Source organism: Herbaspirillum sp. SJZ106 (assembly GCF_006715495.1).
In the GTDB taxonomy this organism is placed as follows: domain Bacteria; phylum Pseudomonadota; class Gammaproteobacteria; order Burkholderiales; family Burkholderiaceae_D; genus Herbaspirillum.
Genome location: NZ_VFNI01000004.1, coordinates 131,220 through 153,042, shown reverse-complemented (window position 1 = coordinate 153,042; position 21,823 = coordinate 131,220). Strand labels below are relative to the sequence as shown.

The window sequence follows — 21,823 nt, the reverse complement described above, 5'->3', positions numbered from 1 at the left end:
GGTAATGACGATTAAAGAATTTGCACGACGTCGGTCGGCTTGATGGTGCCGATGTTCGAGACGTTGAGCTTGATGCTGCCATCGGCGGCCGTGGTCACGCTGGCGACGGTGCCGAATGCGAGCGCGGTCGCATTCACGCCGACGCCGTTGTTGGCGGCCGTCACGGTAAAGGTGTAATTGCCGTCCGCGGCCTTGCTGCCGACGTCGTTGGTGCCATCCCAGATCACCGGCATCGTGCCGGCCGCCTGCGGCCCCAGGTCCATCGTGCGCACCACGGCGCCGGTGGAATCCTTGACGGTGACGATGACCGAAGACGCCGTCGAATCCAGCTGCACGCCGAACACCGCCTTTTGCGTCGTGGTTTCGGTGCCGTCCTCGGCCTTGGTCGTGTCCGAGGTCAGTTGGATGCTGTTGCCCGGCGCCAGCACGCTGTGGCCGATCATGTTGGCCGACTGCAGCGCCTGCGAGGAGCTCAGGTTGCCCATCAGGGTCGACAGCGTAGTATTGAGCTGGCTGATGCCCGAGACGGTCGACAGTTGCGCCATTTGCGTGGTCAGCTGCGAGTTGTCCATCGGGTTGCTGGGATCCTGGTTCTTCATCTGGGCGATCAAGAGCGTCAGGAAGCGGTTCTGGATCGCATCTGCGCTATTGTCGTTGAGGCCGCCCGAGCCGCTGGAGGAGCTCGTGCCGCCGGTGCCGTTCATGGCCGTCAGCAGGTCGGAAGATACGGTGGTCATGGGCTAGAGTCCTATTGGCCGATGGTGAGGGTTTTAACCAGCATGGACTTGGCGGTGTTCATCGTTTCCACGTTGGTCTGGTAAGAGCGCGAGGCGGAGATCATGTTGACCATTTCCTCGACCGGATTGACATTGGGCATCGCCACGTAGCCGTTGGCGTCGGCCATCGGGTGCTTGGGATCGTAGACCAGCTTGGGCGGCGCCTGATCTTCGACCACTGCCGCGACCTTCACGCCGCTGTCCTTGACGTCGCCGACCGGGATCGCCTGGAACACCACCTGCTTGGCTTTGTAGGGCGTGCCGTCGGGGCTGGTGGCGCTGTCGGCGTTGGCGATATTGCTCGCCACGGCATTCAGGCGCTGCGCCTGGGCGCTCATGGCCGAGCCGGCAACATTGAAGATATTAGAGAGGGACATGGCTTATCAACCCGGTTGGATGGCGTTAATCATGGCCTTGATCTGGCCGTTGACTGCGGTGACGCCGGCTTCGTAACGAATGCCGTTGTCGACGAACTCATTGCGCTCGACGTCCATGTCGACGGTATTGCCGTCGACGCTGCCCTGGGTCGCGGTGCGGTACAGCAGCGGCGAACCGCCAATGCTGCCCTCGCCCGAACCGGCTGCCTCGCCGGCGACGTGCGCCGCTGCGGTACGCGCCAACCGCAGCGGAGGCAACGCGGTCGATTTATTGTCCAGCGCATTCTTGAGCGCATCGGCGAAATTGACGTCGCGCGCCTTGTAGTTCGGGGTATCGGCGTTGGCGATATTGGATGCCAGCACCTGCTGGCGCTGGGCCCGCAGGTTCAGCGCCAGTTCGTTGAAGCGGAAATAGTCGTCGAGCTTTGAGACCATCTGGCCCTCCTGGAATGCCGGCGCCGCTCAAGTTATCGCGGACTGCGCCGATGATGGAATTACATAAGCTCGATCATACGGTTGCCCCCGGAAGTTTAATGGGCGATAAGCAGAGAAAAGCCTCCCTTGTTCCTGCTTTTGACCTCGCGCGCGCGAAGTAACATTGCTGCCAAGATTCGCCAATGCCCCGTCCGGGGCGAGTTGCACAAAATGAAACAGCCTTCCCGCGTATTGCGCCATGCCGCGGCCGTCCTCGCCCTGCTGGCTTGCGGCTTCCAAGGCGCGTTCGCCCAAGCAGACCCGAATGCCCCCCAGCGCCAGGACTTGCCGGCGCTGCAGCAGGTCGCCGAGCAATTCCTCAAGACGCAGACCTCCGGCTTGCCGGGCAGCGTCACCGTCGATGTCGATCCGGTGGATCCCCGCCTGAACCTGAACGCCTGCATCGAACCGCAAGCCTTCATGCCGAATGGCGCGCGCCTGTGGGGCAGGACCACCATCGGCATCAAATGCGTGGCGCCCTCCCCGTGGACTGTTTATGTGCGTGCCAACGTCCGGGTGGTATCGGATTACCTGGTGGCGGCCGTGCCGCTGGTCCAGGGACAAACCATCAGCGCCGCCGACGTCACGCGCATGCGCGGCGATTTGTCGGGATTGCCTAACGGCATCATTACCGACGAATCCCAGGCCGTCGGGCGGGTCGCCTCCATGTCGGTGCGCGCCGGCACTCCCCTGCGCATGGATACCGTGCGCAACCAGCGCGTGGTGCAGCAAGGCCAGCCGGTACGCGTCGTCTCCAATGGTCCCGGCTTCCAGATCTCAACCGAGGCGCGCGCCCTGTCCAACGCCTCCGAGGGGCAAATGGCGCAAGCGCGGACAGCGGCCGGACAGGTGGTCAGCGGCATTGCCAAGGCAGGCGGCATTCTGGAAATCAACTATTAATACAGGGCAACATGTTTCTTCCAGGAACCCGCATCGAACGGATGCCAGGAAAGATGGCGACAGGGTTCAAATTGCGGCGCCAGTTGTTAAAGTTTGCGGAAAAATAGCCGATAATCAAAGCGACAGGCGGTGCGAAGCACCCTCACCCTACAAGGAATACTGCCGTGAATGTTAATGACGCCCTGAAATCCACCGCCGGACGCACCACCGAGCAAACCCAGGCCCAGCCGCGTCCGGGAGCGCAAACCGGCAACAGCGCAGCCTCGACGGCCGCCGCCTCGGACAACGTGCGCCTGTCGGCCACTTACCAGTCACTGGAAACCAAGGCCAACGGCAGCTTCGATGCGAAGAAGGTCGCGGAAATCAAGGCGGCCATCGCCAACGGCACTTTCCAGGTCGACCCGGACAAGGTCGCCAGCGGCCTGTTCGATACCGTCCAGACGCTGATCAACGCGCGCAAGGCCTAACCCGGATTCGCACGAACCATCACAGACCATGAGCAACCCGGCACACAGCCTGACACAGGAAAAAACGGCACTGGCCCGGCTGGTTGAAAAACTGCGCCAGGAGCAAGCATTGCTCTCCGAGACCGCGTCCGAAGGCATGACCGACCTCATCGGCGAAAAGGCCACCATCGTTGCCGAAATGACCACCCTCGCCGGCCAGCGCCACCAGCTCCTGGCCAGCCTTGGCTATGCCGACGATGAAAGCGGCATGCAACAGTGGATGAATGAACAAGGTTCGGATGACGACAAGGAAATCTGGGCTGCCCTGTTCGACCTGGCGCAAGACGCCAAGGAACTGAACCGCGTCAACGGCCTCCTGATCGGCAAGAAACTGTCGATCAACCAAAGCGCGCTGACCATCCTGCAAGGCAAGTCCAACGCGGGCAACTTCTATGGCCCGGATGGCCAAAGCAGCATCAAATCGGTCGGCCGCCGCCTTGGCGTGGTGTAAATCCGACCGCAGGTTCCTCGACCGGGAATCGGCGCAAGCCATATAAAAAAGCCCGGTGCATACCGTAATGCCGTTCAGTTAAGCGCTGAACGGCATTTTTGTTTGTGGGATCCAGACTCCGTTCGCCCTGAGTAGCTGCGCATCAGCGTATCGAAGGGCAGGCAAGACCGCTAACGCTGGCGCGCTGGCTTCGATACGGCCCTGGCGGGCCTACTCAGCCCGAACGGATTCTGTGGTGAGTAGCTCAGAATGAGCCTTAACGGAACGGCATTTGTGTTTGTGCACTTCAGACCCCGTTCGCCCTGAGTAGCTGCGTAGCAGCGTATCGAAGGGCAGGCAAGACCCGCTGACGCCGGCACGCTGGCTTCGATACGGCCCTGGCGGGTCTACTCAGCCCGAACGGATTCTTGATGATTGCGCGAGAGAGTTAGCCTTAACTAAGCGGCGTTACGGTAGTACATGCCGTTTTTCTGTGATTGCCGTGCCCTGACCACGCCATGGGGCGCATCAGCAGCGGGATTCAGGCCACCCCGGACCAGGCATGCTCGCGCAGGTAGGAACGCATGCGCGATATCGCCTGGCTGTGCAGCTGGCATACGCGCGATTCGGACACGCCCATGACGGCGCCAATTTCCTTCAGGTTCATCTCCTGCTCGTAATACAAACCCATCAGGATTTGCTCGCGCTCCGGCAAGGCCCGGATCGACTCGACCACGGCCTCGCGAAAGCCCCCGTTGATCAGGTTCTGCAGCGGATTGTCGGTTTCGGCCGATTGGTAGCGATCGAGGAAATGCTCATGGCCGCTGTCGTCATCGTGGAAGTCTTCATAGTAGATCAACTGGTGGCCGCCGCAATCGGTGAGCATGGCCTGATATTCGGCCAGGCTGAGCTTCATGTGCTGCGCCACTTCGTTCTCTTGCGGTTGGCGCCCCAGTTTCTGCAGCAGCGCCTGCATCGCATCTTCCACCTTGCGCGCGTTCTGGCGGATGCTGCGCGGCAGCCAGTCGCTGCTGCGCAACTCGTCCAGCATGGCGCCGCGGATGCGCTGCACGGCATAGGTCTCGAACTGTGCGCCGTGCGTTTCCTCATAACGGTTGACCGCGTCCAGCAGGCCTATCATGCCGGCCTGGATCAGGTCGTCCACCTCGACGCTAGGGGGCAACTTCGCCTTGAGCTGATGCGCCAGCTTCTTGACCAGCGGCGCATGCAGCTCCAGCAAATCGTTCTTGCCTGTTTTTCCCTTGACGTTATACATGCACGTCACACTCCGAGACTTGCACCGTCGGTTGCCATGCCGTAAGCGCTTTTTGCCGCATCCTGCCCTGCCAGTTGCTTGGCCAAGCGATGGAAGGCGATCGACGCGCCCGCGAACGGGAACACGTCCATCACCGCCCTGCCTTGCCCGCAGGCGCGCCGGATATGATCGTCAGCCGGAACCGATCCGAGGAAATTCAATTGCGCCGCCAGGTAACGACTGGCCGCCTGCGCCATGTTGGCATAGACGGTCTGCGCTTCCGCTTCGGTCGCATCGTTGATGATGAGGCTGAACGGACGGCGCCCGATCCTGTCGGTCAAGCTCTTCAAAAGCACATAGGCGGCCTTGATCGACGATGCGCTGGTGGAGAGCTGGATGACGATCTCCCCCATTTCCATGGTCGATACCGGAAACGAGTCATCCTCCGCCAATACGCCGTTGACCAGCGTGATTTCGGCCTGCTCAATGAGCGTATCGAAGATCGAGACCAGCCGGCCCGCTTGCGGATGGCCGGCCGCGGGCACCGCGCGGCGCGCGATGCGGGCCATCGAAAAACCCTCAGGAAGCAGGCGCACCGCTTCATGCAAGGGCCGCTCCATGCGGGCGACTTCCTGCAGCGTGGCGACATCGTGGCGCAGGCCGATGCGCGTCAGCAAGCCCGATGACGCAACGCCGCCGTCAACCAGCAGCACCTGATGGCCGGCCTGGCTCAGCGATGCCGCCAGGTTGATCAGCATCGCGCTCTTCTCTTCCTCGCCCAGTACCGACAAAAAGGTAAACAGGCGCGGCACCGGACGCTCCAGCATCCGGCGCAGTCCTGCCGCCTGGTCGATGTCGTAACTAGCCAAAGGTCACCTCTCGCAAGCCTTTGTCATTCATGGAAAGCGCGGTCGGCCCCACCACCACCGGCAACTCGCCCTCCTGGAATTCGAACGGCGCGGTTTCGCGCTTTTGCTTGAAGGCGCGGTCGGCCAGGTAGAGCTTGTTGGCCACATGCAGGTCTTCCGGCACCCGCTGGCCGTTGGCCACATAGTGCAGGTTGAGCTTGTGGCGGATCACCACGTCGAGCACATTGCCGATGGTGGCCGCCTCGTCCAGTTTAGTGACGATGCAGCCGGCCAGGCCCGAGCCCGAGTAGGCATGCACCACCTCGTTGAGGGTGCCACCGGTGGCGGTGGCGTTCAGGCACAGCAAGCGCTTGATGTCGACGCCGGCGCCGGCCAGCATCGCCTCCTGCTCGGCCACCATCTGGTCGCGCTGGCCCACGCCGGCGGTATCGATAAGCACGGTATGCTTGCCCTTGAGTTCTTCCAGCGCAATGCGCAGGTCGGTTTCATCCTTGACCGAGTGCACCATCACTCCCAGGATCTTGCCGTAGATGCGCAGTTGCTCGTAGCCGCCGATACGGTAGCCGTCGGTTGTGATCAGCGCCAGCTTGCCGGAGCCGTGGCGCATCACGCAACGCGCCGCCAGTTTCGCGGTCGTCGTGGTCTTGCCCACGCCGGTCGGCCCAACCATGGCGAACACGCCGCCGTTTTCCAGCAATTCGCTTTCGCTGGCCAGCGTATTGAGGTTGCGCGCCAGCACCGACTTGACCCAGAACATGATGTCCTGCGACTTGGAGTTGTTGGGCAGGTTTTCGGTGATCAGGCGCGACAGGCTGGCGCTGAAACCGGCCGCCAGCATTTCCTTCATGACCAGGGCCTTCAGGGGCTCGCGCTTTTGCGTGCCGCCCCAGGAAATCTCCGCCAGTTGCGTTTCCAGCACGCCGCGCATGGAACGGATCTCGCTCATCACTTCCGACAGGATTTCATCATAATCCTTGCCGTCGAATTCAGGTAGCGAGGAGCGCGGGGCCTGCTCCTGCCCGCCTTGCTGCGCCGCATCGCGCGCACGGCGCTGGTCGCTGCTGCGGCTGCGCCAGACACGGGCGTCGGCAGGCGCGGCTGGCTCGGCCGGCCTGGGAGCGATCAGGCCGAGCGGCGGCTGGTCCAGCAACGGCCCGGATTCGGCGCGCGGCGCCCGCGGCGGCTGCTGCGCCAGCGGCGAGGACAGCAAGGCCGGGCGCCTGGATGGCGGCGCCGGCGGCAAGCCCGACTGCTGCTGCAGCGATGCTGCCTGGGGCCGGGTCACCGCTTCGCGCGCGGCTCCGGGAGCCACCAGCGTGGTCATGTCCTCATTGGCCATCGCCAGGATTTCCACCCCGTCGGGAATGTTGCGGTTGGAGAGGATGACGGCATCCGGGCCGAGCGCTTCACGTACCTGGCGCCACGCTTCGCGAGACGAATTGGCGATAAATTTCTTGACGTTCATGCTTGCCCTCCAACTAGGCTGGTAACTTTAATCGTTTTCGAATCTGGTATTTCAGAATGGGACAGCACCCGCAACTGCGGCATGGCGCGCCGCAGGAAGCGCGACAGCAATGCGCGCAACGGCGCGGGAACCAGCAATACCGGCGTCAGGCCCAGTTGCTCCTGGCGCTGCGCCGCCTGTTCGGTTTGCGCAACCAGCGAATCGGCCAGGCCGGGTTCGATGCCGCCGCTGTCGCCGCCGGCCTGCAAGGCCTGCAGCAGCAATCGCTCGAGCTTGACATCCAGGGTCATGACGGACAGTTCGCTGTCGCCCGGGAAAATCTGTTGCACGATCGCGCGGCCCAGCGCGATACGCACGATCGCGGTGAGCTCGTTGGGCTCCTGGATGCGCGCCGCATGCTCGGCCAGCGTTTCGATGACGGTACGCATGTCGCGGATGTGCACGCCTTCCAGCAGCAGGTTCTGCAGCACCTTCTGCAGCGTGCCCAGCGGCAGCATCTTCGGCACCAGGTCCTCGACCAGCTTGGGCGCTTCCTTGGCCAGGTGGTCCAGCAGGCTTTGCACTTCCTGGCGCCCCAGCAGCTCGGCCGCATGGGTGGTGATCAGGTGGTTCAGGTGGGTCGCCACCACGGTGCCGGCATCGACCACGGTATAGCCCATCGTGGAAGCCTGTTCGCGCAGGCTGTTGTCGATCCACACCGCCGGCAGGCCGAACGCTGGATCGCTGGTCATCATGCCCGGCAACGGCCCGGTGACCATGCCTGGATTGATGGCCAGATACTGCCCGGCATGCGCTTCGCCCTTGCCCACTTCCACGCCCTTGAGGGTGATGCGGTAGGCCGACGGTTTCAGCTCCAGGTTATCGCGGATATGGATGGGCGGCGACAGGAAGCCGACCTCCTGCGCGAATTTCTTGCGGATGCCCTTGATGCGCTTGAGCAGCTCGCCCCCTTGCGCCTTGTCGACCAGGGGAATCAAGCGGTAACCGACCTCCAGGCCCAGCGTATCGACCGGCATGACGTCTTGCCAGGTGGCTTCTTCCGTTTCCTGGGTCGGCGCGGCGGTGACCGATTCCGGTTGCGCAGCGGCGGTCTTGGCCAGTTCCTTGCGGTTGCCGATGACGTAGGCGCTGCCGGCCATGGCGGCGGCCAGGACAATGAACGCGAAGTGCGGCATTCCCGGAATCAGGCCCATGCCGCCGATGATGACGGCGGTGATGTAGAGCACTTCCGGCTTGGCGAACAATTGGTTGATCAGTTGCCCGCCCACGTCCTGGTCGTTGGCCACGCGCGAGACCACCACGCCGGCCGCGGTCGAGATGATCAGGGAAGGGATCTGCGCCACGAGGCCGTCGCCGATGGCCAGCAAGGTGTAGTTCTTCAGTGCGGTGTCGAATGCCAGGTCGTGCTGCACCATGCCGACCACCAGGCCGCCGACGATGTTGACCACCGTCACGATGATGCCGGCCACGGCGTCGCCCCGCACGTATTTACTGGCGCCGTCCATGGCGCCGTAGAACTCGGACTCCTGTGCCACTTCCTTGCGGCGGGCCCGGGCTTCGGGCTCGCCGATCAGGCCGGCGTTGAGGTCGGCGTCGATCGCCATCTGCTTGCCCGGCATCGCATCCAGGGTGAAACGCGCGCCCACTTCGGCGATACGGCCAGCGCCCTTGGTCACCACCATGAAGTTGATGATGGTCAGGATCACGAACACGACGATGCCGACCGTGTAATTGCCGCCGATCAGGAAGTGGCCGAAGGCTTCGATCACCTTGCCGGCCGCGTCAGGCCCTGTATGCCCCTCGGTCAGGACCACCCGGGTCGAGGCGACGTTGAGCGACAGGCGCAGCATGGTGGATACCAGCAGCACGGCCGGGAAGGCGATGAAGTCCAGCGGCTTGACGGTGTACAGCGCCGTCATCAGCACGATGACCGACAACGAGATGTTGAAGCTGAACAGCAGGTCCAGCATGAAGGCCGGCAACGGCAACACCATCATCGCCAGCATCATGACGATCAGGATGGGCGCGGCCATCGCCCGCGAGCTTTTCACCGGCACCCAGGCCGGCAGTTTCATGGTATTGAGTTTGGCCATAGTCATTGCATCGTTCTACGCCGCGCCGCCCGCGACTTGGTCGCCGTGGCCGGATCGAGTTCACTGGGCACCTGAAGCTCGGTCGGCTCGGTCGGCCGGTGGCCGCCAAACTGGCCGTAGGTGCGCAATTGGAAGACATAGGCCAGCACTTCGGCCACGGCGGTATAAAGGGCTTCCGGAATCTCGTCGCCGATTTCGGTATGGGTGTGCAGCGCACGCGCCAGCGGCGGCGCCTCCAGCAACGGCACTTTGTGCTCGCGCGCCAGTTCGCGGATCTTGGCGGCGATGTCGTCGGCGCCCTTGGCCACCACCTTGGGCGCGCCCATCTTGCCCTCGGTGTATTTCAGCGCGACCGCGTAGTGGGTCGGGTTGGTCACCACGACGTCGGCGGTCGGCACCTCGGCCATCATCCGGCGACGGGCCATGGCGCGCTGCATCGCGCGGATCTTGCCCTTGATATGCGGGTCGCCTTCGGCTTCCTTGTGTTCCTGCTTGACTTCTTGGCGCGTCATGCGCAGCTTCTTGCCGTAGTTCCAGATCTGGTACGGCACGTCCAGGATGGCGATGAAAATGAGCGACGACACGATGATGATGAAGCTGACCCACAGCAGGTGCGCCGAATGCTGGCTGCTGGTCTTGATCGACTCGACGCCCAGCCCCATCACCGCGTCGATCTGGCTCTTGATCGCCAGCCAGGCGATCGTGCCGACCAGCAAGGTCTTGAGCACGGCCTTGAGCAATTCGGCCAGCGAATTGAGGGAAAACATGTTGGTGAAGCCCTTGACCGGGTTGAGCTTGCTGAATTTGGGGAGCAGCGACTCGGTGTTGAACAGCCAGCCCCCGAGAATCAACGGCGAAGCCACCGCGGCCAGGGTCATCAGGAATGCGATCGGGATGATGGCGATGGCGACATCGACGAAGTGCGCGCTGAGCATGTCGAACAGCACGATATGGTCATACGCCGCGGCACGCTCGAAGGTGAAGGCGGCGACCATGATGCGGTCCAGGCTGGTCACCAGCGGCCCGCTGAACATCCATACGCAGCAACCGCCGATGAGCAGCAGCACGCACGTCGCCATTTCACGCGAACGTGGCACATCGCCCTGCTCACGAGCACGCTCAAGACGTTTGCTCGTGGCGGGCTCGGTCCGCTCCATGTCGCTGTCGTCGGCCATTTGCCGAATCCCCCTGCATAAACTGCATTCCCGATTGATAGACGGATTTCGAGAACGATAGCCAGAATTATTGGGGAGCCGGCATCGGTATCATCAGGGGAATAGGGGCAAAAAGGTCCCCCATTTCGGACTAGGCAAAAACACAAGTCTCTGCCTGTGGCAAAACGGATCGTATCGAAAAGGAAAGAAAAAAGGCTGGAACGACAACATCCGACCTGCTCCGGCCGGATTTTCGCCGGGAATGCCGCATCGCCAGGGATGCGCCCCGGCGCATCGTGCGTTTCGCGCGTTTCGCACGTCGCTGCATCCCGCAAGACCAGGCCATTGCCATTGCGACAACGGCCTGCCGCGCTTTCTCAGAAGCCCAGGCTTTCCAGCAGGTCGTCGACCTGCCCCTGGTTGGCGATCACATCCTTGCCGGCCGGGTCGATCTGAGGCCCGTTCAGGAGGCCGGTGTCTTCCTTCTTCGCCTCGCCGGGCGAATAATCCACCAGCAGTTGCACCAATTGCGACTCCAGATCGTGCGCCAATTGGGTGACGCGCTTGATCACCTGCCCGGTCAGGTCCTGGAAATCCTGGGCCATCATGATATCGAGCAATTGCTGCTTGGTGACGCTGCTGTCCTCGACTGCCTGGGCCAGGAATGCCGATGTCTTCGTTCCCAGCGCCAGATAACCCGCTTCGGACAGGCCCGATGCCCCCGCCGCATCCCACTGCGCCTTGAGTTCGGCGGCGCCATCCTTGATGCGCTCTTGCAGCGGGCTGGCCAGCTCGGTGGCCGTGAGTACGCGCTGCGCCGCCTGTTCGGTCATGCGCGCCACGTATTCGAGGCGGTCGCGCGCGTCCGGCATGTCGCTGGCGGCCCTTTCCAGCAAGCGGTCGAAACCCAGGCCGCGCAGGCTGTCGTGCAGGTTGCGCGTCATGTGCCCGATGCGGGAGAGTACCTCCTCGTTGAGCACGCCCGTGGCTGGGGCGTTTGCGTCCTCGCTCACCTCAGCCACCTGCGGCCATCTTTTCGAAAATCTTGGCCAGCTTCTCGTCCAGCGTCGCCGCGGTGAAGGGCTTGACCACGTAGCCGTTGGCACCGGCCTGGGCGGCGGCCACGATGTTTTCCTTCTTGGCTTCGGCCGTGACCATCAACACCGGCAGCTTGGACAGCGACGGGTCCTTGCGGATTTCCTGCAGCATGGTCAGGCCGTCCATGTTGGGCATGTTCCAGTCGGAGACGACGAAGTCGAATTGGTCGCTGCGCAACTTTTGCAGCGCCTGCACGCCATCCTCGGCCTCGTCCACGTTGGTGTAGCCCAATTCCTTGAGCAGGTTGCGCACGATGCGGCGCATGGTCGAAAAGTCATCGACGACTAAGAACTTGGTATTGGGACCCGACATGCTAAGACTCCATCTGATCAATTGATTTCTTGGTTAACGGCAAGCCCGCATGCGAACTTGAACCGTCCCTCTTTCTTATTCCGTACGCACGCGACATTCCGTCCATGCGCCCCTCTTCTGCGCCACGGCATTGTAGTGCAGCAACCACGAAAATGGCAGTGGAATCGGCGCTGCCGCCGTGTTTTATACGCGCAACGCCCGGCTGCCGTGCTCGGCCAGCCATGCCAGCACCCTGCCCGGCATCGCCTGCAGCGACAGCACCTCGTGCGCGGCGCCGATTGCGATGGCTTCGCGCGGCATGCCGAACACCACGCAGGAGGCTTCATCCTGGGCGAAATTGTAGGCGCCGGCCCCCTTCATCTCCAGCATGCCCTGGGCGCCGTCCTTGCCCATGCCGGTCAGGATCACGCCGACGGCGTTCTTGCCGGCGCAGGCCGCGGCCGACTGGAACAGCACGTCCACCGATGGCCGGTGACGGTTGACCGGCGGCCCCTGGTCGAGCTGGGTCATGTAGTTGGCGCCGCTGCGCACCAGCTTCAGGTGCGAGTGGCCGGGGGCGATGTAGGCATGGCCGGGCAGTACGCGTTCGTTGCCGGCCGATTCGGTCACCGATATCTTGCACAGGTTGTTGAGGCGCTGCGCAAAGGAACGGGTAAAGCCTTCCGGCATGTGCTGGGTGATCAGGATGCCGGGGCAGTCCGAGGGCATGCGGATGAGGAACTCCTTGATGGCTTCGGTGCCGCCGGTGGAAGCGCCGATGATGATCAGCTTTTCGCTGCTGGTGAGCGGATTGCGGATCTGCGGTAAGGCCTCGCCCGGCACATGCCCCTGCTCGGCCGCGCGCGGCGCGCGGGCCTTTACCCGCGCCTTGGAGGCGGCCCGGATCTTGTCGGCGATCATATCGGCATATTCCTGCATGCCGCTCTGGATCGATATCTTGGGCTTGGTGACGAAATCGATCGCCCCCAGTTCGAGCGCGCGCAAGGTGATTTCCGAGCCGCGCTCGGTCAGCGAAGACACCATCACCACCGGCATGGGGCGCAGGCGCATCAGCTTTTCCAGGAAATCCAGGCCGTCCATGCGCGGCATTTCGACGTCCAGCGTCAGCACGTCCGGGTTGGTCTGCTTGATCAGTTCGCGGGCAATGATCGGGTCGGGCGCCACGCCTACCACTTCCATGTCCGGCTGGCTGCCGATAATTTCACGCATCACGCTGCGAATCAGCGCGGAGTCGTCAACGATGAGTACTTTTATTTTCATAACCATGCTTTCCGTATTGCTTGCCGCGCCTGCCTGCTGCAGGGGCGGCCACGCTCAGAACAGGTCGACTTCGCCGCCCACCGGCTTGGTAACCAGTTTGCTTGCATAAGCCTTTTCCCGCACCGCCAGCGTATCGTTGTGCAGTTGCTTCAGTTTCTTGACCAGGACCTTGCCGGTTCGCGGAAAAAAATACACCTTGCGCGGCCAGATGTCGTTCAGATCCTCGGCCACGACGCGGATGCTTTCCGCCTTGAGATAGCGCCGGACGAATTCGGCATTGCGTTCGCCGACGTTGATGGCGGAAAACCCGCGCAGCACATTGCCGCCACCGAACACCTTGGCCTCCAGGTTATCGCGGCGCGCGCCGGCCTTGAGCACGTCGTTGATCAGGATTTCCATGGCATAGGTGCCGTAGCGCGCCGATGCCGACACCGGGCTGCCGTCATCGCCGCCGCCGTCTGGCAGCATGAAGTGGTTCATGCCGCCGATGCCCGATACCCGGTCGCGGATACAGGCCGAGACGCAAGACCCCAGGACCGTGACGATCATCATGTCCTTATGGGTAAAGTAATACTCCCCCGGCAGGATCTTCGCCGCATCGCAGTCGAACGTGCGATCGTAGTAAAGGTTGGTGGCAAACTGCTCGGGTGCTTGACTCATGTCTTGTTCCTTGCGCCACGCTGCGCCGCATTCAGTTCGTAGACCGTCTTCCCCTTGAGTTTGAGGGCGTCGGAAACGTACAGGAAGTTTTCCGAATGCCCGGCAAACAGCAAGGCATGGGGTTTCATCAGGGGCACGAATCGCGACAAGATCTTGCTCTGGGTCGGCTTGTCGAAGTAAATCATCACGTTGCGGCAGAAGATGACGTCGAACTGGCCGCTGATCGGCCAGCCGTCTGCCAGCAGGTTCAATTGCTTGAAGGTGATCAGCTTGCGCAACTCCGGCCGCACGCGCACATAGCCCTCATGGTTGCCCTTGCCGCGCAGGAAGAACTTTTTCACCCGCTCCGGCGCCAGCTTCTCGATGCGCTCCATCGGATAAATGCCATTGGCGCCGGTCGCCAATACATTGGTATCGATGTCGGTCGCGATGATCTGCACCGGCGGCGTCAGCGTTCCATAAGCCTCGCACACCGTCATGGCAATGGTATAGGGTTCCTCGCCGGTCGATGCCGCCGAGCACCAGATGGAAGCGGGCTCCTTTAGCGTCTTGACAAAATCGGCGAGAATCGGGAAATGGTGCGACTCCCGGAAAAATGAAGTCAGGTTGGTGGTCAGCGCATTGGTAAATGCCTCCCACTCATCGGAATCATGGGTACGCTCGAGCATATCGAGGTACTGATTGAACGAGGTGATGCCGGTCGCGCGCAGGCGGCGCGCCAGGCGGCTGTAGACCATCTCCTGCTTGCTGTCGGCCAAGGCGATGCCCGCACGCTGATAGATAAGTCCCCTGACACGCTCGAAATCGCGGCCGGTGAAATCGAACTCCTTCCCGGTCTCCCCCTTGCTTGGCACAGTAGGCTTCACTGATTTTCCTTCTCTGGCACATCGCGCCAACGGCGCGAATGCATATGATTTCTGCTTTCCCTGCTCCTCGCGGGCGGGGTTCCCCCTTGTCGAATAATCTATCAGTCGCTGAACGGGGTCAAGCGAATCAACCTTGGAAATGAAGCGGAATTACCCCCCTATTGCGCCACGTCAAGCAGGCTTGCCAAGCCGGCCTACGCTTTTGCGATACCGGGGCGGCCGGCTGGCTGCGCCCTGGCCGCCGCCGCGGACGGCGCCGGCGCATGGCTTGAACGGTAGCCGACACGGAAACCGCCCCAGTGTTTGCCGTTGACATAGATCGGCACCGACAGGTCGTGCATCACCTCTCCGGTATCGCGCTTATACGTTTGCAACAGGAAAGGCTTGGTATTTGCGCCGCAACGCTTGCCGGTGCGGTCGCTGAAGATGCGCTTGGTCCGGTTGTTGACCAGATCGACGTCATAGTTGCCCGTCAACGGCTGCGAAAACTTCTTGTTATGCGTGGGGAAATAGCCGTTATTGTCGACCGCGCCGGCATACGCCAGTTGCGGCATCCGCTCAAGCAGGGCCTCCTGGATCTGCGGCAGCACACGGTCGGTAAAACCGTCGAACAGCGTCGCATGTTTTTGCGGCGAGGTATTCGGGATAGGCTTGTAAGTGCGGTCGAACAGCGCCGCTTCGGTGATGCGCCCAGCGGCGATCGACTCCTCAAACAGCCGGCCGACCCGATGCGCGCCTTCGGCCGCCGCCGCGCGGATCGCATCGTGCGCCGTGCCCGCGCCGCTTTCGGCGATCGCCTCGAACACGATTTCGGCGCGCTCCGACAAGGCCATCGCCGACGCCGCCACGCGCGGCAGTTCGGCGTCGGTCTGCAGCATTCCGTTGCGAATGGCCGATATGGATTCGGCGATGTTTTGCGTGGTCTGCACATGTTCGCGCGAAGCCAGGGCGATCTCCTCGATCTGCTCTTGGGACTGGCTGGCCGAACGCTCGATGCCATTGAGCAGCGCATGCACCTTCTCGACATTCTGGGCCGCTTCCAGCACGCGGCCGCTGAGCGCATTCATGCCCGATGCGGCACGCTCGGCCTCTTCATTGATGGCGCGCACCATCACGCCGATATCGTCCGTGGCCTCCTTGGTGCGTTGCGCCAGCTGGCGCACCTCTCCGGCCACCACGGCAAACCCGCGGCCCTGCTCTCCCGCGCGCGCGGCCTCGATGGCGGCATTGAGCGCCAGCAGATTGGTGCGGGCCGCAATCTCGCTGATGACTTCGGTGATGCCATGGATGCGGCGCGATTTTTCCTGCAGCTGAGCCATCATGCCGGAAGCCGCCTGCGCATCGGTGCGCGCCTGGCCGATCTGCTGCAAGCCGTGGTCGACCTCGGTGCGGCCGCTGATGCTTTCCGAACGCACCTTGGAGGCGATGGCCGAAGCGCGTTCGGCATTGACGGCAATCTGTTCGGTGCTGGCCGCGCTTTGCTCGGCACTGGCCGCGATGTTATTGGCCGCGTCGACGTCCTTGCTGATCTTGCCCTTGATGGAATCGACGAAGAAGGAGGTTTCGGCGGCGCCGATCATGATGTGGTCGATCTCGTTGCCGACCTTCTCGACCAGTTGCGCGCCGCCCGGATTGCGCCGGCGTTGCGCCAGGGCGGAGCACGCCAGCGCGGCCAGCACCGCCAGGCAAGCCGGTAAGGGCGCGCCCAGCGCCGCACCGGCATGCAACGCCTCCAGCGCGAAAGCCAGGCCGACTCCTGCCAGCACGCCAACTACCCAGGGCAACAGCCTGATGCTCCAAGCCCTCATGCAACCCTTGGAGTTTGCCTTCAACTTTGCCATCGCTTGTCTCCCTGCGGATATTCCGCTTATCAGCGCCTGCTTCAAGGCAGGCATGGCTGCGTGCATAAAGAGCCGCATTGTCCACAATGTAGAGCGGATAACTTACGCATAGCTTATGAACGCACATCTGTTCGCCTGTTTTCCGTGCGGGATTGTCTCAATGACATCGCCCGCCGGAAGCGGCACAAACGCCGGATATGGCGATACAATCCGCCTCATATAGGATAGGGGGGTATGGTATGAGCCACATTGCGCAGCACAAGAACCAGCTGCTCAAGCGCGTGCGCCGCATCGGCGGCCAGTTGCAAGCCTTGGATCGCGCGCTGGAAGCCGATGCCGATTGCAGCAAAACCTTGCATCTGGCGGCCGCCATCCGGGGCGCGCTCAACGGCCTGATGGATGAATTGATCCAGGCCCATGCGCGCGAACATGTCGCCCGCCCCGGCCTGTCCGACCATGAACGCAGCCAGGGATTGGAAGAAGTACTGCAGGCAATTCGCCGCTATTCAAAATAGGAACGCCTATGCAACCGACCTCCTCCGCGCATGAACACATCTACCTCGGCGCCGACCATGACCGCAATACCAGACGCACGCTGTGGGTCGTCCTGCTGACCGCCGCGATGATGGCGGCGGAAATCATCGCCGGCTACCTCACCGGATCGATGGCGCTGCTGGCCGATGGCTTTCACATGGCCACCCATGCCGGGGCGCTGGCGATCTCGGTTGGCGCCTATGTGTTCGCGCGACGCCATGCGCGCGATACGCGCTTTAGCTTCGGCACCGGCAAGGTCGGGGACCTGGCCGGCTTTGCCTCGGCCCTGGCGCTGGCCGGGGTATCCATCGGCATCGGCGCCGAATCCCTCTGGCGGCTTGCGCGGCCGACCACGGTGCAGTTCGGCGAAGCCATCGCCATCGCTGCCATCGGCCTGGCAGTCAACATCGCCAGCGCGCTGCTGCTGGCCAGGCACGGACACGGGCACGCGCATCATGGCGATGAGCATGCGCACCAGCACTCCCACGGCGGCGACCATCGCCATGCCGATGACCATGACAACAATCTGCGCTCGGCCTATATCCATGTCCTGGCCGATGCGCTGACCTCGGTGCTGGCCATCGGCGCCTTGCTGGCCGGCCTTTACCTGGGCTGGACCTGGCTCGACCCGCTGATGGGGGTGGTGGGTGCGGCGGTGATCGCGCGCTGGTCTTATTCGCTGCTGCGCGAAACTTCCGCCGTATTGCTCGACGTCACCGACGACCGCCTTGCGCGCCGGATCCGCCATGCGCTCGACGGCGACGGAACCCGCATCGACGATTTGCATGTATGGCGCATCGGTCCGGCCGCGCACGCGGCTATCGTCAGCGTCTCAGCTCCGGCGCGCGTCAGCCAAACCGCCTTGCGCGAAAAACTGGCGGCGATCGCCGAACTGAAACACCTCACGCTGGAACACCGGATTGCATGAAACCGGCGTCATGACGGCAAGACCATAAAAAAAACAGCGGATCGACCGCTGTTTTTTTACGTCACTGCCACTGGCCGGGCTTGCAGCCTCAACGCCACCCCCGATGCCAGCCATACTGCGGGTGATGCCAGCCCCAGCCATAATGGGCATGGTATTCCCAGACATAACCGGGCCCTGGCGATACATAGGTGGGTTCAACGTAGACCACTCCGGGAGGCGCGACATAAGCCGGCCGCACCGTAGGCGGCGTCACCACGCAGCCACCCAGGACGAGTGTTGCGGCAACAGCCGGAATCAATAAATGGATTTTCATTCTTGCGCTCCTGATCTTGTTTGGCGAATTGTTCCCCGGAGGATCGAAAGTCGCCCCCGGATCTCCACATGCCGTTCGTGGTGATCAGATAACGCCCGAAGCAAGCGCGATGTAGACCTGAAATTGTGTATTTGTGTAACGCCCGGGCCGGCCTCGCCCGCCTAAAATCCCGGACGCCGGGAGCGGAAGCAGCGGCGGTCACATGAAAAAAAACCGCCGCCAGAACAAGTTCTGACGGCGGTTTTCTTTGTCCGCATCAACTGCGAACGCTTGTTTTTTGGTCGGGACGGAGTGATTCGAACACTCGACCCCTTGCACCCCATGCAAGTACGCTACCAGGCTGCGCTACGCCCCGACTGAGCTCGCAATTATAACAGGACATGTGTTTTTTGCTCAACTATTTCTCGGCGCCATCAATATTCTCGCCGGCGCCGCTGGAAATCCGGAGCAACACTCATCCCAGGCGCCAGTTACTGCGCGAACGGGCCTTGGAGCGGATGATATGCATTTCCTCATCCGCCGGCTCATCACCCTGGCCTTGTGGCGTCCGGCGGAACACATCCCTGCCGGCGCGCGTCAGGTTGAACGCGCCGCCGAGGTTGGGAATGCCCAGTCCCTTGGAGATGACGCTCTTGACGATGCGCGGCGGGACGATGCGAAATTCGCCCTTGAATACGCTGTACATCCAGCGCAATTCTTCACCGGTCAATTCGATGTCCATTGGAATGCCCATTTGCCATGCAGAAACAATATGCATCCTAGCACGAAATATTTTGATTTTCCGCACGGAAATCTTATTCCATGCCAAATCCCCGGCAACGCCTGACTGGGCATCAATAGATCAATAGATCAATGGAACGTTGGAATTCCGCGGGAATTTTCCATGAAGGCATGTCAGGAAGGCAATCCAACCCGATGCCGCCGCAACGGCATCAGCCGCCGGTACCGAAGAATTCCTTCAACAGGAAGGCCTGCAACCCCTTGGTGTCGCTCTGGCGGGCCGACAGCACCACTATCCGTCCCAAACGTTGCGAATCCCAGTTGAAATCGCCGGAATAGTATTTCCGGATCAGCGCAATCATGCTGTCCACCACCGCCAGTTCGACATTGCCGCCCGGGCCGGCATCGACCTCGATCAATTGCCTCTGGCTGCGCCGCTGGTCGCTGGTCCAGCCGCGGAAAGAATACTGGGCCACGCGGGGCCCCTTGCTGACGATCTCGAATACGCCGTTGGTGCCGCGTCCGCGCTGCTCCTGGAACGCGATATTGGCCTTTGCGATGTCATTGGCGGAGGGATTTTCCGCCGCACGCGCAGCCGCGTTCTCCCGCGCCGCGGCATCTTCCAGCGCTTGCCGGCGCTCGCGGTTACGATTGATCATGGAACTGAAGTCCATCTCCGGCGATGCTTGCGTCACCGGCGGCACGGTTCCCTCGGGAGCGACCGGCGCCGGCGCGGCCCGCGCCGTTTCGGTCTTGCGGGGAGCGGCGGCGCTGCGTTTGGGCGGCGCCTTGGCCGCCTGTTTCTTCGGCGGCGCCGGGGTTTTCGGGGGAGGAGGAGCCGCCGACGGTTCGGGCCGGGGTGGCGGCTTGATAAAGGTCACTTGCAGCGGCGCATCCGGCTTGCCGGAAGTTTCGACGCGGGGCGGCTCGCTCAGCTTGGCCCGCAACACCATGAACATGCCGGCGTGGATCAGTACCGACAGCACGAGGCCCAGCACGGTTCGGCGTCGTGCTCGGGAAACAATGTCTGATCGGGTGAACGAACTGAAAAAACTCATACCGTACGGCAGCGGTTCCTGATATTCAGCGCAATGGAGGAAAAAGAGGCAACAGCACCGACAGCTACCGCAGCGCCCCACGCGCCGTCAGCCATGTGCCATGTCGAGGACGCGATATTTTAACGGTTTTGTACGCCTCGACGCGCCCGGGTTCCATGCTTTTTTCAACGCCGAAACCGCAGGATGCCGCCATCGCGGCGATCCTGCCGTACCTTGAACCGCCCTTTAGCGGCGCCAATGCCCCCGGCCGCCGCCCCATCCGCCACCGTAGCCGAAGTAAATCGAGGTCGACGGATAGGAATAATAGGGATAAGGGGCCGCATATACCGGCTGCGCCGGATAGGCCACCGGCCCTCCGTAATAAGGATCGTATGGCACCGCCACGCAGCCGCTCAGCAGCAACACTGCGGGCGCCGCAAGCAGATACAGAAAACGCTTCATGGTTGTTGCTCCTCCGGCGCGCAAGGCCGGTAATGGATTGAATATGCCGCAGCCGCGCGCGCGCATCCACCGCCCTTACCTTTTGTTACGCGCCGCGTGCGCCGTCCAGCCTTGCCCGCGAGAAACCTGCGTCAACATTCTCTAGTCCCTATACTTTCGCTTCAATAACCGGATAAAGCTCTGCTTATATAATTGCCTGGTTGCAGCGGGTCCCCATCAAGGATTCCGTTGCGACTCGCACCCAGAACAAGCAGAGAGACTCCCGCAATCCCTGGCAACCGCACGGCAATGCCGCCACGGCGCCTTTTCCAAACCATATCCATGACCAACACCAGCACATCGCCACGCCCGCCCATCGTCGTCATCGCCCCCGACTCCTTCAAAGGCTCGCTGACCGCTGAAGAAGTCGCCGCCGCCATCGGCGCCGGCATACAAGCCGCCATTCCCGGCGCGCAGATACGCCTGCGGCCGATCGCCGACGGCGGCGAAGGCACGCTGGATGCGCTGATGCATGCCGGCGGCGAACGCCTTGCCCTGACCTGCCGCAACGCTGCGGGGCAACTCGCCGACTGTCCGGTCGGCATCCTCAAGGACGGCAGCGCGGTGATCGAATCGGCCGCCATCGTCGGCCTGACCGATGCCGCCGGCATCGCCGTGCCGGTGGAGCAGCGCAGTACCCTGGGCGTGGGCGACGCCATGCTCAAGCTGCTGGATCGCGGCGCACGCCATTTCCTGGTCGGACTGGGCGGCAGCAGCACCAATGACGGCGGCGCCGGCCTGCTGTGCGCGCTCGGCCTGAAACTCTACGATGCGGCCGGCGAAGCCGTACCGCCGCTGCCCGCGCAATTGCACAAGGTGACGCGCATCGACGCCTCCGGCATCGACGCCCGCATCAGGGACGCCAGGATCGTGGCCATGTCCGACGTCAACAATCCCCTGTGCGGCGATGAGGGCGCCACCGCGGTATTCGGCCCGCAAAAAGGCGTCACGCCCGAACAAGTCGGATTGCTGGACCGTTCGCTGGCTCACTTCGCCGCAGTGCTGGAAAAGGAACTGGGACATTCCGCTTGCGGCAAACCCGGCGCCGGCGCGGCGGGCGGGCTGGGTTACGCATTGCTGATGCTGGGGGCGGAGTTCCGCTCCGGCGCCGAAACGGTGGCCGACCATATCGACCTGGACGGGGCGCTGGCCGGCGCCGACTGGCTCATCACCGGCGAAGGGCGCAGCGACGCTCAAACCTTGCATGGCAAAGCACCCTTCATCGCCAGCCAACGGGCGCGCCGCGCCGGCGTGCCGACCACGCTGCTCTCCGGCGGCATCGACCGCAAATCGCTGGGCGAACTGCAAGGCAGCTTCTCGGGTTGCTTCTCCATCGTATTCGGCCCCGGCAGCTTGCAAGATGCCATCGCCGACGCGCCTGATTTGCTGCGCAGCAGCGCGGAACAAATGGCGCGGCTATGGCACACCGCCGCCGGCGCCAAGAAATAAGCACT

At 62.6% G+C, this 21,823-nt stretch carries 24 protein-coding genes and 1 tRNA gene; 6 read left to right on the top strand and 19 right to left on the bottom strand.

Annotation, left to right across the window (positions count from 1 at the left end):
• Positions 1-11: 11 nt before the first annotated feature.
• From FB598_RS13835 to flgB, 3 genes are read right to left on the bottom strand one after another with little or no spacing between them, the layout of a single operon-like run.
• Positions 12-737 carry a flagellar hook assembly protein FlgD gene (locus FB598_RS13835; protein ID WP_141915744.1) on the bottom strand — a complete coding sequence of 242 codons (726 nt, stop codon included), beginning with the start codon at positions 735-737 and terminating at the stop codon, positions 12-14.
• An 11-nt stretch (positions 738-748) separates the two neighbouring features.
• Positions 749-1,153 carry a flagellar basal body rod protein FlgC gene (gene flgC / locus FB598_RS13830; protein WP_141915746.1) on the bottom strand — a complete coding sequence of 135 codons (405 nt, stop codon included), beginning with the start codon at positions 1,151-1,153 and terminating at the stop codon, positions 749-751.
• Positions 1,154-1,159: 6 nt separating this feature from the next.
• The gene (gene flgB / locus FB598_RS13825) at positions 1,160-1,588 is read right to left on the bottom strand and encodes a flagellar basal body rod protein FlgB (RefSeq protein WP_141915748.1); all 429 of its coding nucleotides are present in this window, start codon (positions 1,586-1,588) and stop codon (positions 1,160-1,162) included.
• Between the two features lie 210 nt (positions 1,589-1,798).
• On the opposite strand from flgB, the gene flgA reads away from it, so the two are divergent.
• From flgA to FB598_RS13810, 3 genes are all read left to right on the top strand, one after another.
• Entirely contained in the window at positions 1,799-2,527 is a 729-nt protein-coding gene (flgA, locus tag FB598_RS13820) for a flagellar basal body P-ring formation chaperone FlgA (protein ID WP_183405853.1), read from the top strand.
• A gap of 164 nt (positions 2,528-2,691) precedes the next feature.
• Positions 2,692-2,994 (top strand): flagellar biosynthesis anti-sigma factor FlgM, encoded by a 303-nt coding sequence (gene flgM / locus FB598_RS13815; RefSeq protein WP_141915750.1) that lies wholly within the window; start codon positions 2,692-2,694, stop codon positions 2,992-2,994.
• A gap of 28 nt (positions 2,995-3,022) precedes the next feature.
• Positions 3,023-3,484, top strand: a complete 462-nt coding sequence (locus tag FB598_RS13810; protein ID WP_141915752.1) for a flagella synthesis protein FlgN — start codon at positions 3,023-3,025, stop codon at positions 3,482-3,484.
• 520 nt (positions 3,485-4,004) lie between these two features.
• On the opposite strand, the gene FB598_RS13805 is transcribed toward FB598_RS13810, so the two are convergent.
• From FB598_RS13805 to FB598_RS13755, 11 genes are all read right to left on the bottom strand, one after another.
• A complete protein-coding gene (locus FB598_RS13805; protein WP_141915755.1) occupies positions 4,005-4,739 on the bottom strand; it encodes an RNA polymerase sigma factor FliA in 735 nt (244 codons plus the stop codon).
• Positions 4,740-4,744: 5 nt separating this feature from the next.
• On the bottom strand, positions 4,745-5,545 hold the full coding sequence (locus FB598_RS13800; RefSeq protein WP_141916064.1) for a MinD/ParA family protein: 801 nt from the start codon (positions 5,543-5,545) through the stop codon (positions 4,745-4,747).
• Between the two features lie 34 nt (positions 5,546-5,579).
• The gene (gene flhF, locus FB598_RS13795) at positions 5,580-7,052 is read right to left on the bottom strand and encodes a flagellar biosynthesis protein FlhF (RefSeq protein WP_141915757.1); all 1,473 of its coding nucleotides are present in this window, start codon (positions 7,050-7,052) and stop codon (positions 5,580-5,582) included.
• Entirely contained in the window at positions 7,049-9,145 is a 2,097-nt protein-coding gene (gene flhA / locus FB598_RS13790) for a flagellar biosynthesis protein FlhA (protein WP_141916065.1), read from the bottom strand. Before flhA ends, flhF begins: the two co-directional genes overlap by 4 nt.
• Before the next feature lie 2 nt (positions 9,146-9,147).
• Positions 9,148-10,320 carry a flagellar biosynthesis protein FlhB gene (flhB, locus tag FB598_RS13785; RefSeq protein WP_141915760.1) on the bottom strand — a complete coding sequence of 391 codons (1,173 nt, stop codon included), beginning with the start codon at positions 10,318-10,320 and terminating at the stop codon, positions 9,148-9,150.
• Positions 10,321-10,676: 356 nt separating this feature from the next.
• The gene (gene cheZ, locus FB598_RS13780) at positions 10,677-11,321 is read right to left on the bottom strand and encodes a protein phosphatase CheZ (protein ID WP_141915763.1); all 645 of its coding nucleotides are present in this window, start codon (positions 11,319-11,321) and stop codon (positions 10,677-10,679) included.
• Positions 11,314-11,709 (bottom strand): chemotaxis response regulator CheY, encoded by a 396-nt coding sequence (gene cheY / locus FB598_RS13775; protein ID WP_050466451.1) that lies wholly within the window; start codon positions 11,707-11,709, stop codon positions 11,314-11,316. Before cheY ends, cheZ begins: the two co-directional genes overlap by 8 nt.
• 183 nt (positions 11,710-11,892) lie before the next feature.
• Positions 11,893-12,969, bottom strand: a complete 1,077-nt coding sequence (locus FB598_RS13770; RefSeq protein WP_141915766.1) for a chemotaxis response regulator protein-glutamate methylesterase — start codon at positions 12,967-12,969, stop codon at positions 11,893-11,895.
• A gap of 54 nt (positions 12,970-13,023) precedes the next feature.
• On the bottom strand, positions 13,024-13,629 hold the full coding sequence (gene cheD, locus FB598_RS13765; RefSeq protein ID WP_141915768.1) for a chemoreceptor glutamine deamidase CheD: 606 nt from the start codon (positions 13,627-13,629) through the stop codon (positions 13,024-13,026).
• Positions 13,626-14,495 carry a CheR family methyltransferase gene (locus tag FB598_RS13760; RefSeq protein WP_141915771.1) on the bottom strand — a complete coding sequence of 290 codons (870 nt, stop codon included), beginning with the start codon at positions 14,493-14,495 and terminating at the stop codon, positions 13,626-13,628. Before FB598_RS13760 ends, cheD begins: the two co-directional genes overlap by 4 nt.
• 194 nt (positions 14,496-14,689) lie before the next feature.
• Entirely contained in the window at positions 14,690-16,303 is a 1,614-nt protein-coding gene (locus tag FB598_RS13755; RefSeq protein ID WP_255517180.1) for a methyl-accepting chemotaxis protein, read from the bottom strand.
• Positions 16,304-16,575: 272 nt separating this feature from the next.
• On the opposite strand from FB598_RS13755, the gene FB598_RS13750 reads away from it, so the two are divergent.
• Positions 16,576-16,851 carry a metal/formaldehyde-sensitive transcriptional repressor gene (locus FB598_RS13750; RefSeq protein ID WP_141915777.1) on the top strand — a complete coding sequence of 92 codons (276 nt, stop codon included), beginning with the start codon at positions 16,576-16,578 and terminating at the stop codon, positions 16,849-16,851.
• 8 nt (positions 16,852-16,859) lie between these two features.
• The gene (gene dmeF, locus FB598_RS13745; protein ID WP_141915779.1) at positions 16,860-17,798 is read left to right on the top strand and encodes a CDF family Co(II)/Ni(II) efflux transporter DmeF; all 939 of its coding nucleotides are present in this window, start codon (positions 16,860-16,862) and stop codon (positions 17,796-17,798) included.
• A gap of 88 nt (positions 17,799-17,886) precedes the next feature.
• Here the strand turns inward: dmeF and FB598_RS13740 are convergent, their stop codons facing one another.
• The 5 genes from FB598_RS13740 to FB598_RS13720 all read right to left on the bottom strand — a co-directional run bounded on the left by FB598_RS13740 (position 17,887) and on the right by FB598_RS13720 (position 20,330).
• Complete coding sequence (locus FB598_RS13740) at positions 17,887-18,111, bottom strand: hypothetical protein (protein WP_141915782.1); 225 nt, start codon at positions 18,109-18,111, stop codon at positions 17,887-17,889.
• 278 nt (positions 18,112-18,389) lie between these two features.
• A tRNA-Pro gene (locus FB598_RS13735) sits at positions 18,390-18,466 on the bottom strand.
• A gap of 99 nt (positions 18,467-18,565) precedes the next feature.
• A complete protein-coding gene (locus tag FB598_RS13730) occupies positions 18,566-18,832 on the bottom strand; it encodes a hypothetical protein (protein ID WP_141915785.1) in 267 nt (88 codons plus the stop codon).
• Positions 18,833-19,043: 211 nt separating this feature from the next.
• Complete coding sequence (locus tag FB598_RS13725; RefSeq protein ID WP_255515774.1) at positions 19,044-19,829, bottom strand: hypothetical protein; 786 nt, start codon at positions 19,827-19,829, stop codon at positions 19,044-19,046.
• 285 nt (positions 19,830-20,114) lie between these two features.
• The gene (locus tag FB598_RS13720) at positions 20,115-20,330 is read right to left on the bottom strand and encodes a hypothetical protein (RefSeq protein ID WP_141915788.1); all 216 of its coding nucleotides are present in this window, start codon (positions 20,328-20,330) and stop codon (positions 20,115-20,117) included.
• A gap of 321 nt (positions 20,331-20,651) precedes the next feature.
• On the opposite strand from FB598_RS13720, the gene FB598_RS13715 reads away from it, so the two are divergent.
• A complete protein-coding gene (locus FB598_RS13715; RefSeq protein ID WP_141915790.1) occupies positions 20,652-21,818 on the top strand; it encodes a glycerate kinase in 1,167 nt (388 codons plus the stop codon).
• The last annotated feature ends 5 nt before the right edge of the window (positions 21,819-21,823 follow it).

What these genes read in the sequence shown, in the direction of transcription:
- flhB (WP_141915760.1), bottom strand. Translation starts at nt 10,320, where the DNA reads ATGGCCGACGACAGCGACATGGAGCGGACCGAGCCCGCCACGAGCAAA.
- FB598_RS13720 (WP_141915788.1), bottom strand. Translation starts at nt 20,330, where the DNA reads ATGAAGCGTTTTCTGTATCTGCTTGCGGCGCCCGCAGTGTTGCTGCTG.
- FB598_RS13715 (WP_141915790.1), top strand. Translation starts at nt 20,652, where the DNA reads ATGACCAACACCAGCACATCGCCACGCCCGCCCATCGTCGTCATCGCC.
- FB598_RS13730 (WP_141915785.1), bottom strand. Translation starts at nt 18,832, where the DNA reads ATGGACATCGAATTGACCGGTGAAGAATTGCGCTGGATGTACAGCGTA.
- flgA (WP_183405853.1), top strand. Translation starts at nt 1,799, where the DNA reads ATGAAACAGCCTTCCCGCGTATTGCGCCATGCCGCGGCCGTCCTCGCC.
- flgC (WP_141915746.1), bottom strand. Translation starts at nt 1,153, where the DNA reads ATGTCCCTCTCTAATATCTTCAATGTTGCCGGCTCGGCCATGAGCGCC.
- flgB (WP_141915748.1), bottom strand. Translation starts at nt 1,588, where the DNA reads ATGGTCTCAAAGCTCGACGACTATTTCCGCTTCAACGAACTGGCGCTG.
- FB598_RS13750 (WP_141915777.1), top strand. Translation starts at nt 16,576, where the DNA reads ATGAGCCACATTGCGCAGCACAAGAACCAGCTGCTCAAGCGCGTGCGC.
- dmeF (WP_141915779.1), top strand. Translation starts at nt 16,860, where the DNA reads ATGCAACCGACCTCCTCCGCGCATGAACACATCTACCTCGGCGCCGAC.
- FB598_RS13755 (WP_255517180.1), bottom strand. Translation starts at nt 16,303, where the DNA reads ATGAGGGCTTGGAGCATCAGGCTGTTGCCCTGGGTAGTTGGCGTGCTG.
- FB598_RS13810 (WP_141915752.1), top strand. Translation starts at nt 3,023, where the DNA reads ATGAGCAACCCGGCACACAGCCTGACACAGGAAAAAACGGCACTGGCC.
- FB598_RS13835 (WP_141915744.1), bottom strand. Translation starts at nt 737, where the DNA reads ATGACCACCGTATCTTCCGACCTGCTGACGGCCATGAACGGCACCGGC.
- FB598_RS13805 (WP_141915755.1), bottom strand. Translation starts at nt 4,739, where the DNA reads ATGTATAACGTCAAGGGAAAAACAGGCAAGAACGATTTGCTGGAGCTG.
- cheY (WP_050466451.1), bottom strand. Translation starts at nt 11,709, where the DNA reads ATGTCGGGTCCCAATACCAAGTTCTTAGTCGTCGATGACTTTTCGACC.
- flhF (WP_141915757.1), bottom strand. Translation starts at nt 7,052, where the DNA reads ATGAACGTCAAGAAATTTATCGCCAATTCGTCTCGCGAAGCGTGGCGC.
- flhA (WP_141916065.1), bottom strand. Translation starts at nt 9,145, where the DNA reads ATGGCCAAACTCAATACCATGAAACTGCCGGCCTGGGTGCCGGTGAAA.
- cheD (WP_141915768.1), bottom strand. Translation starts at nt 13,629, where the DNA reads ATGAGTCAAGCACCCGAGCAGTTTGCCACCAACCTTTACTACGATCGC.
- FB598_RS13800 (WP_141916064.1), bottom strand. Translation starts at nt 5,545, where the DNA reads ATGCTGGAGCGTCCGGTGCCGCGCCTGTTTACCTTTTTGTCGGTACTG.
- FB598_RS13770 (WP_141915766.1), bottom strand. Translation starts at nt 12,969, where the DNA reads ATGAAAATAAAAGTACTCATCGTTGACGACTCCGCGCTGATTCGCAGC.
- FB598_RS13740 (WP_141915782.1), bottom strand. Translation starts at nt 18,111, where the DNA reads ATGAAAATCCATTTATTGATTCCGGCTGTTGCCGCAACACTCGTCCTG.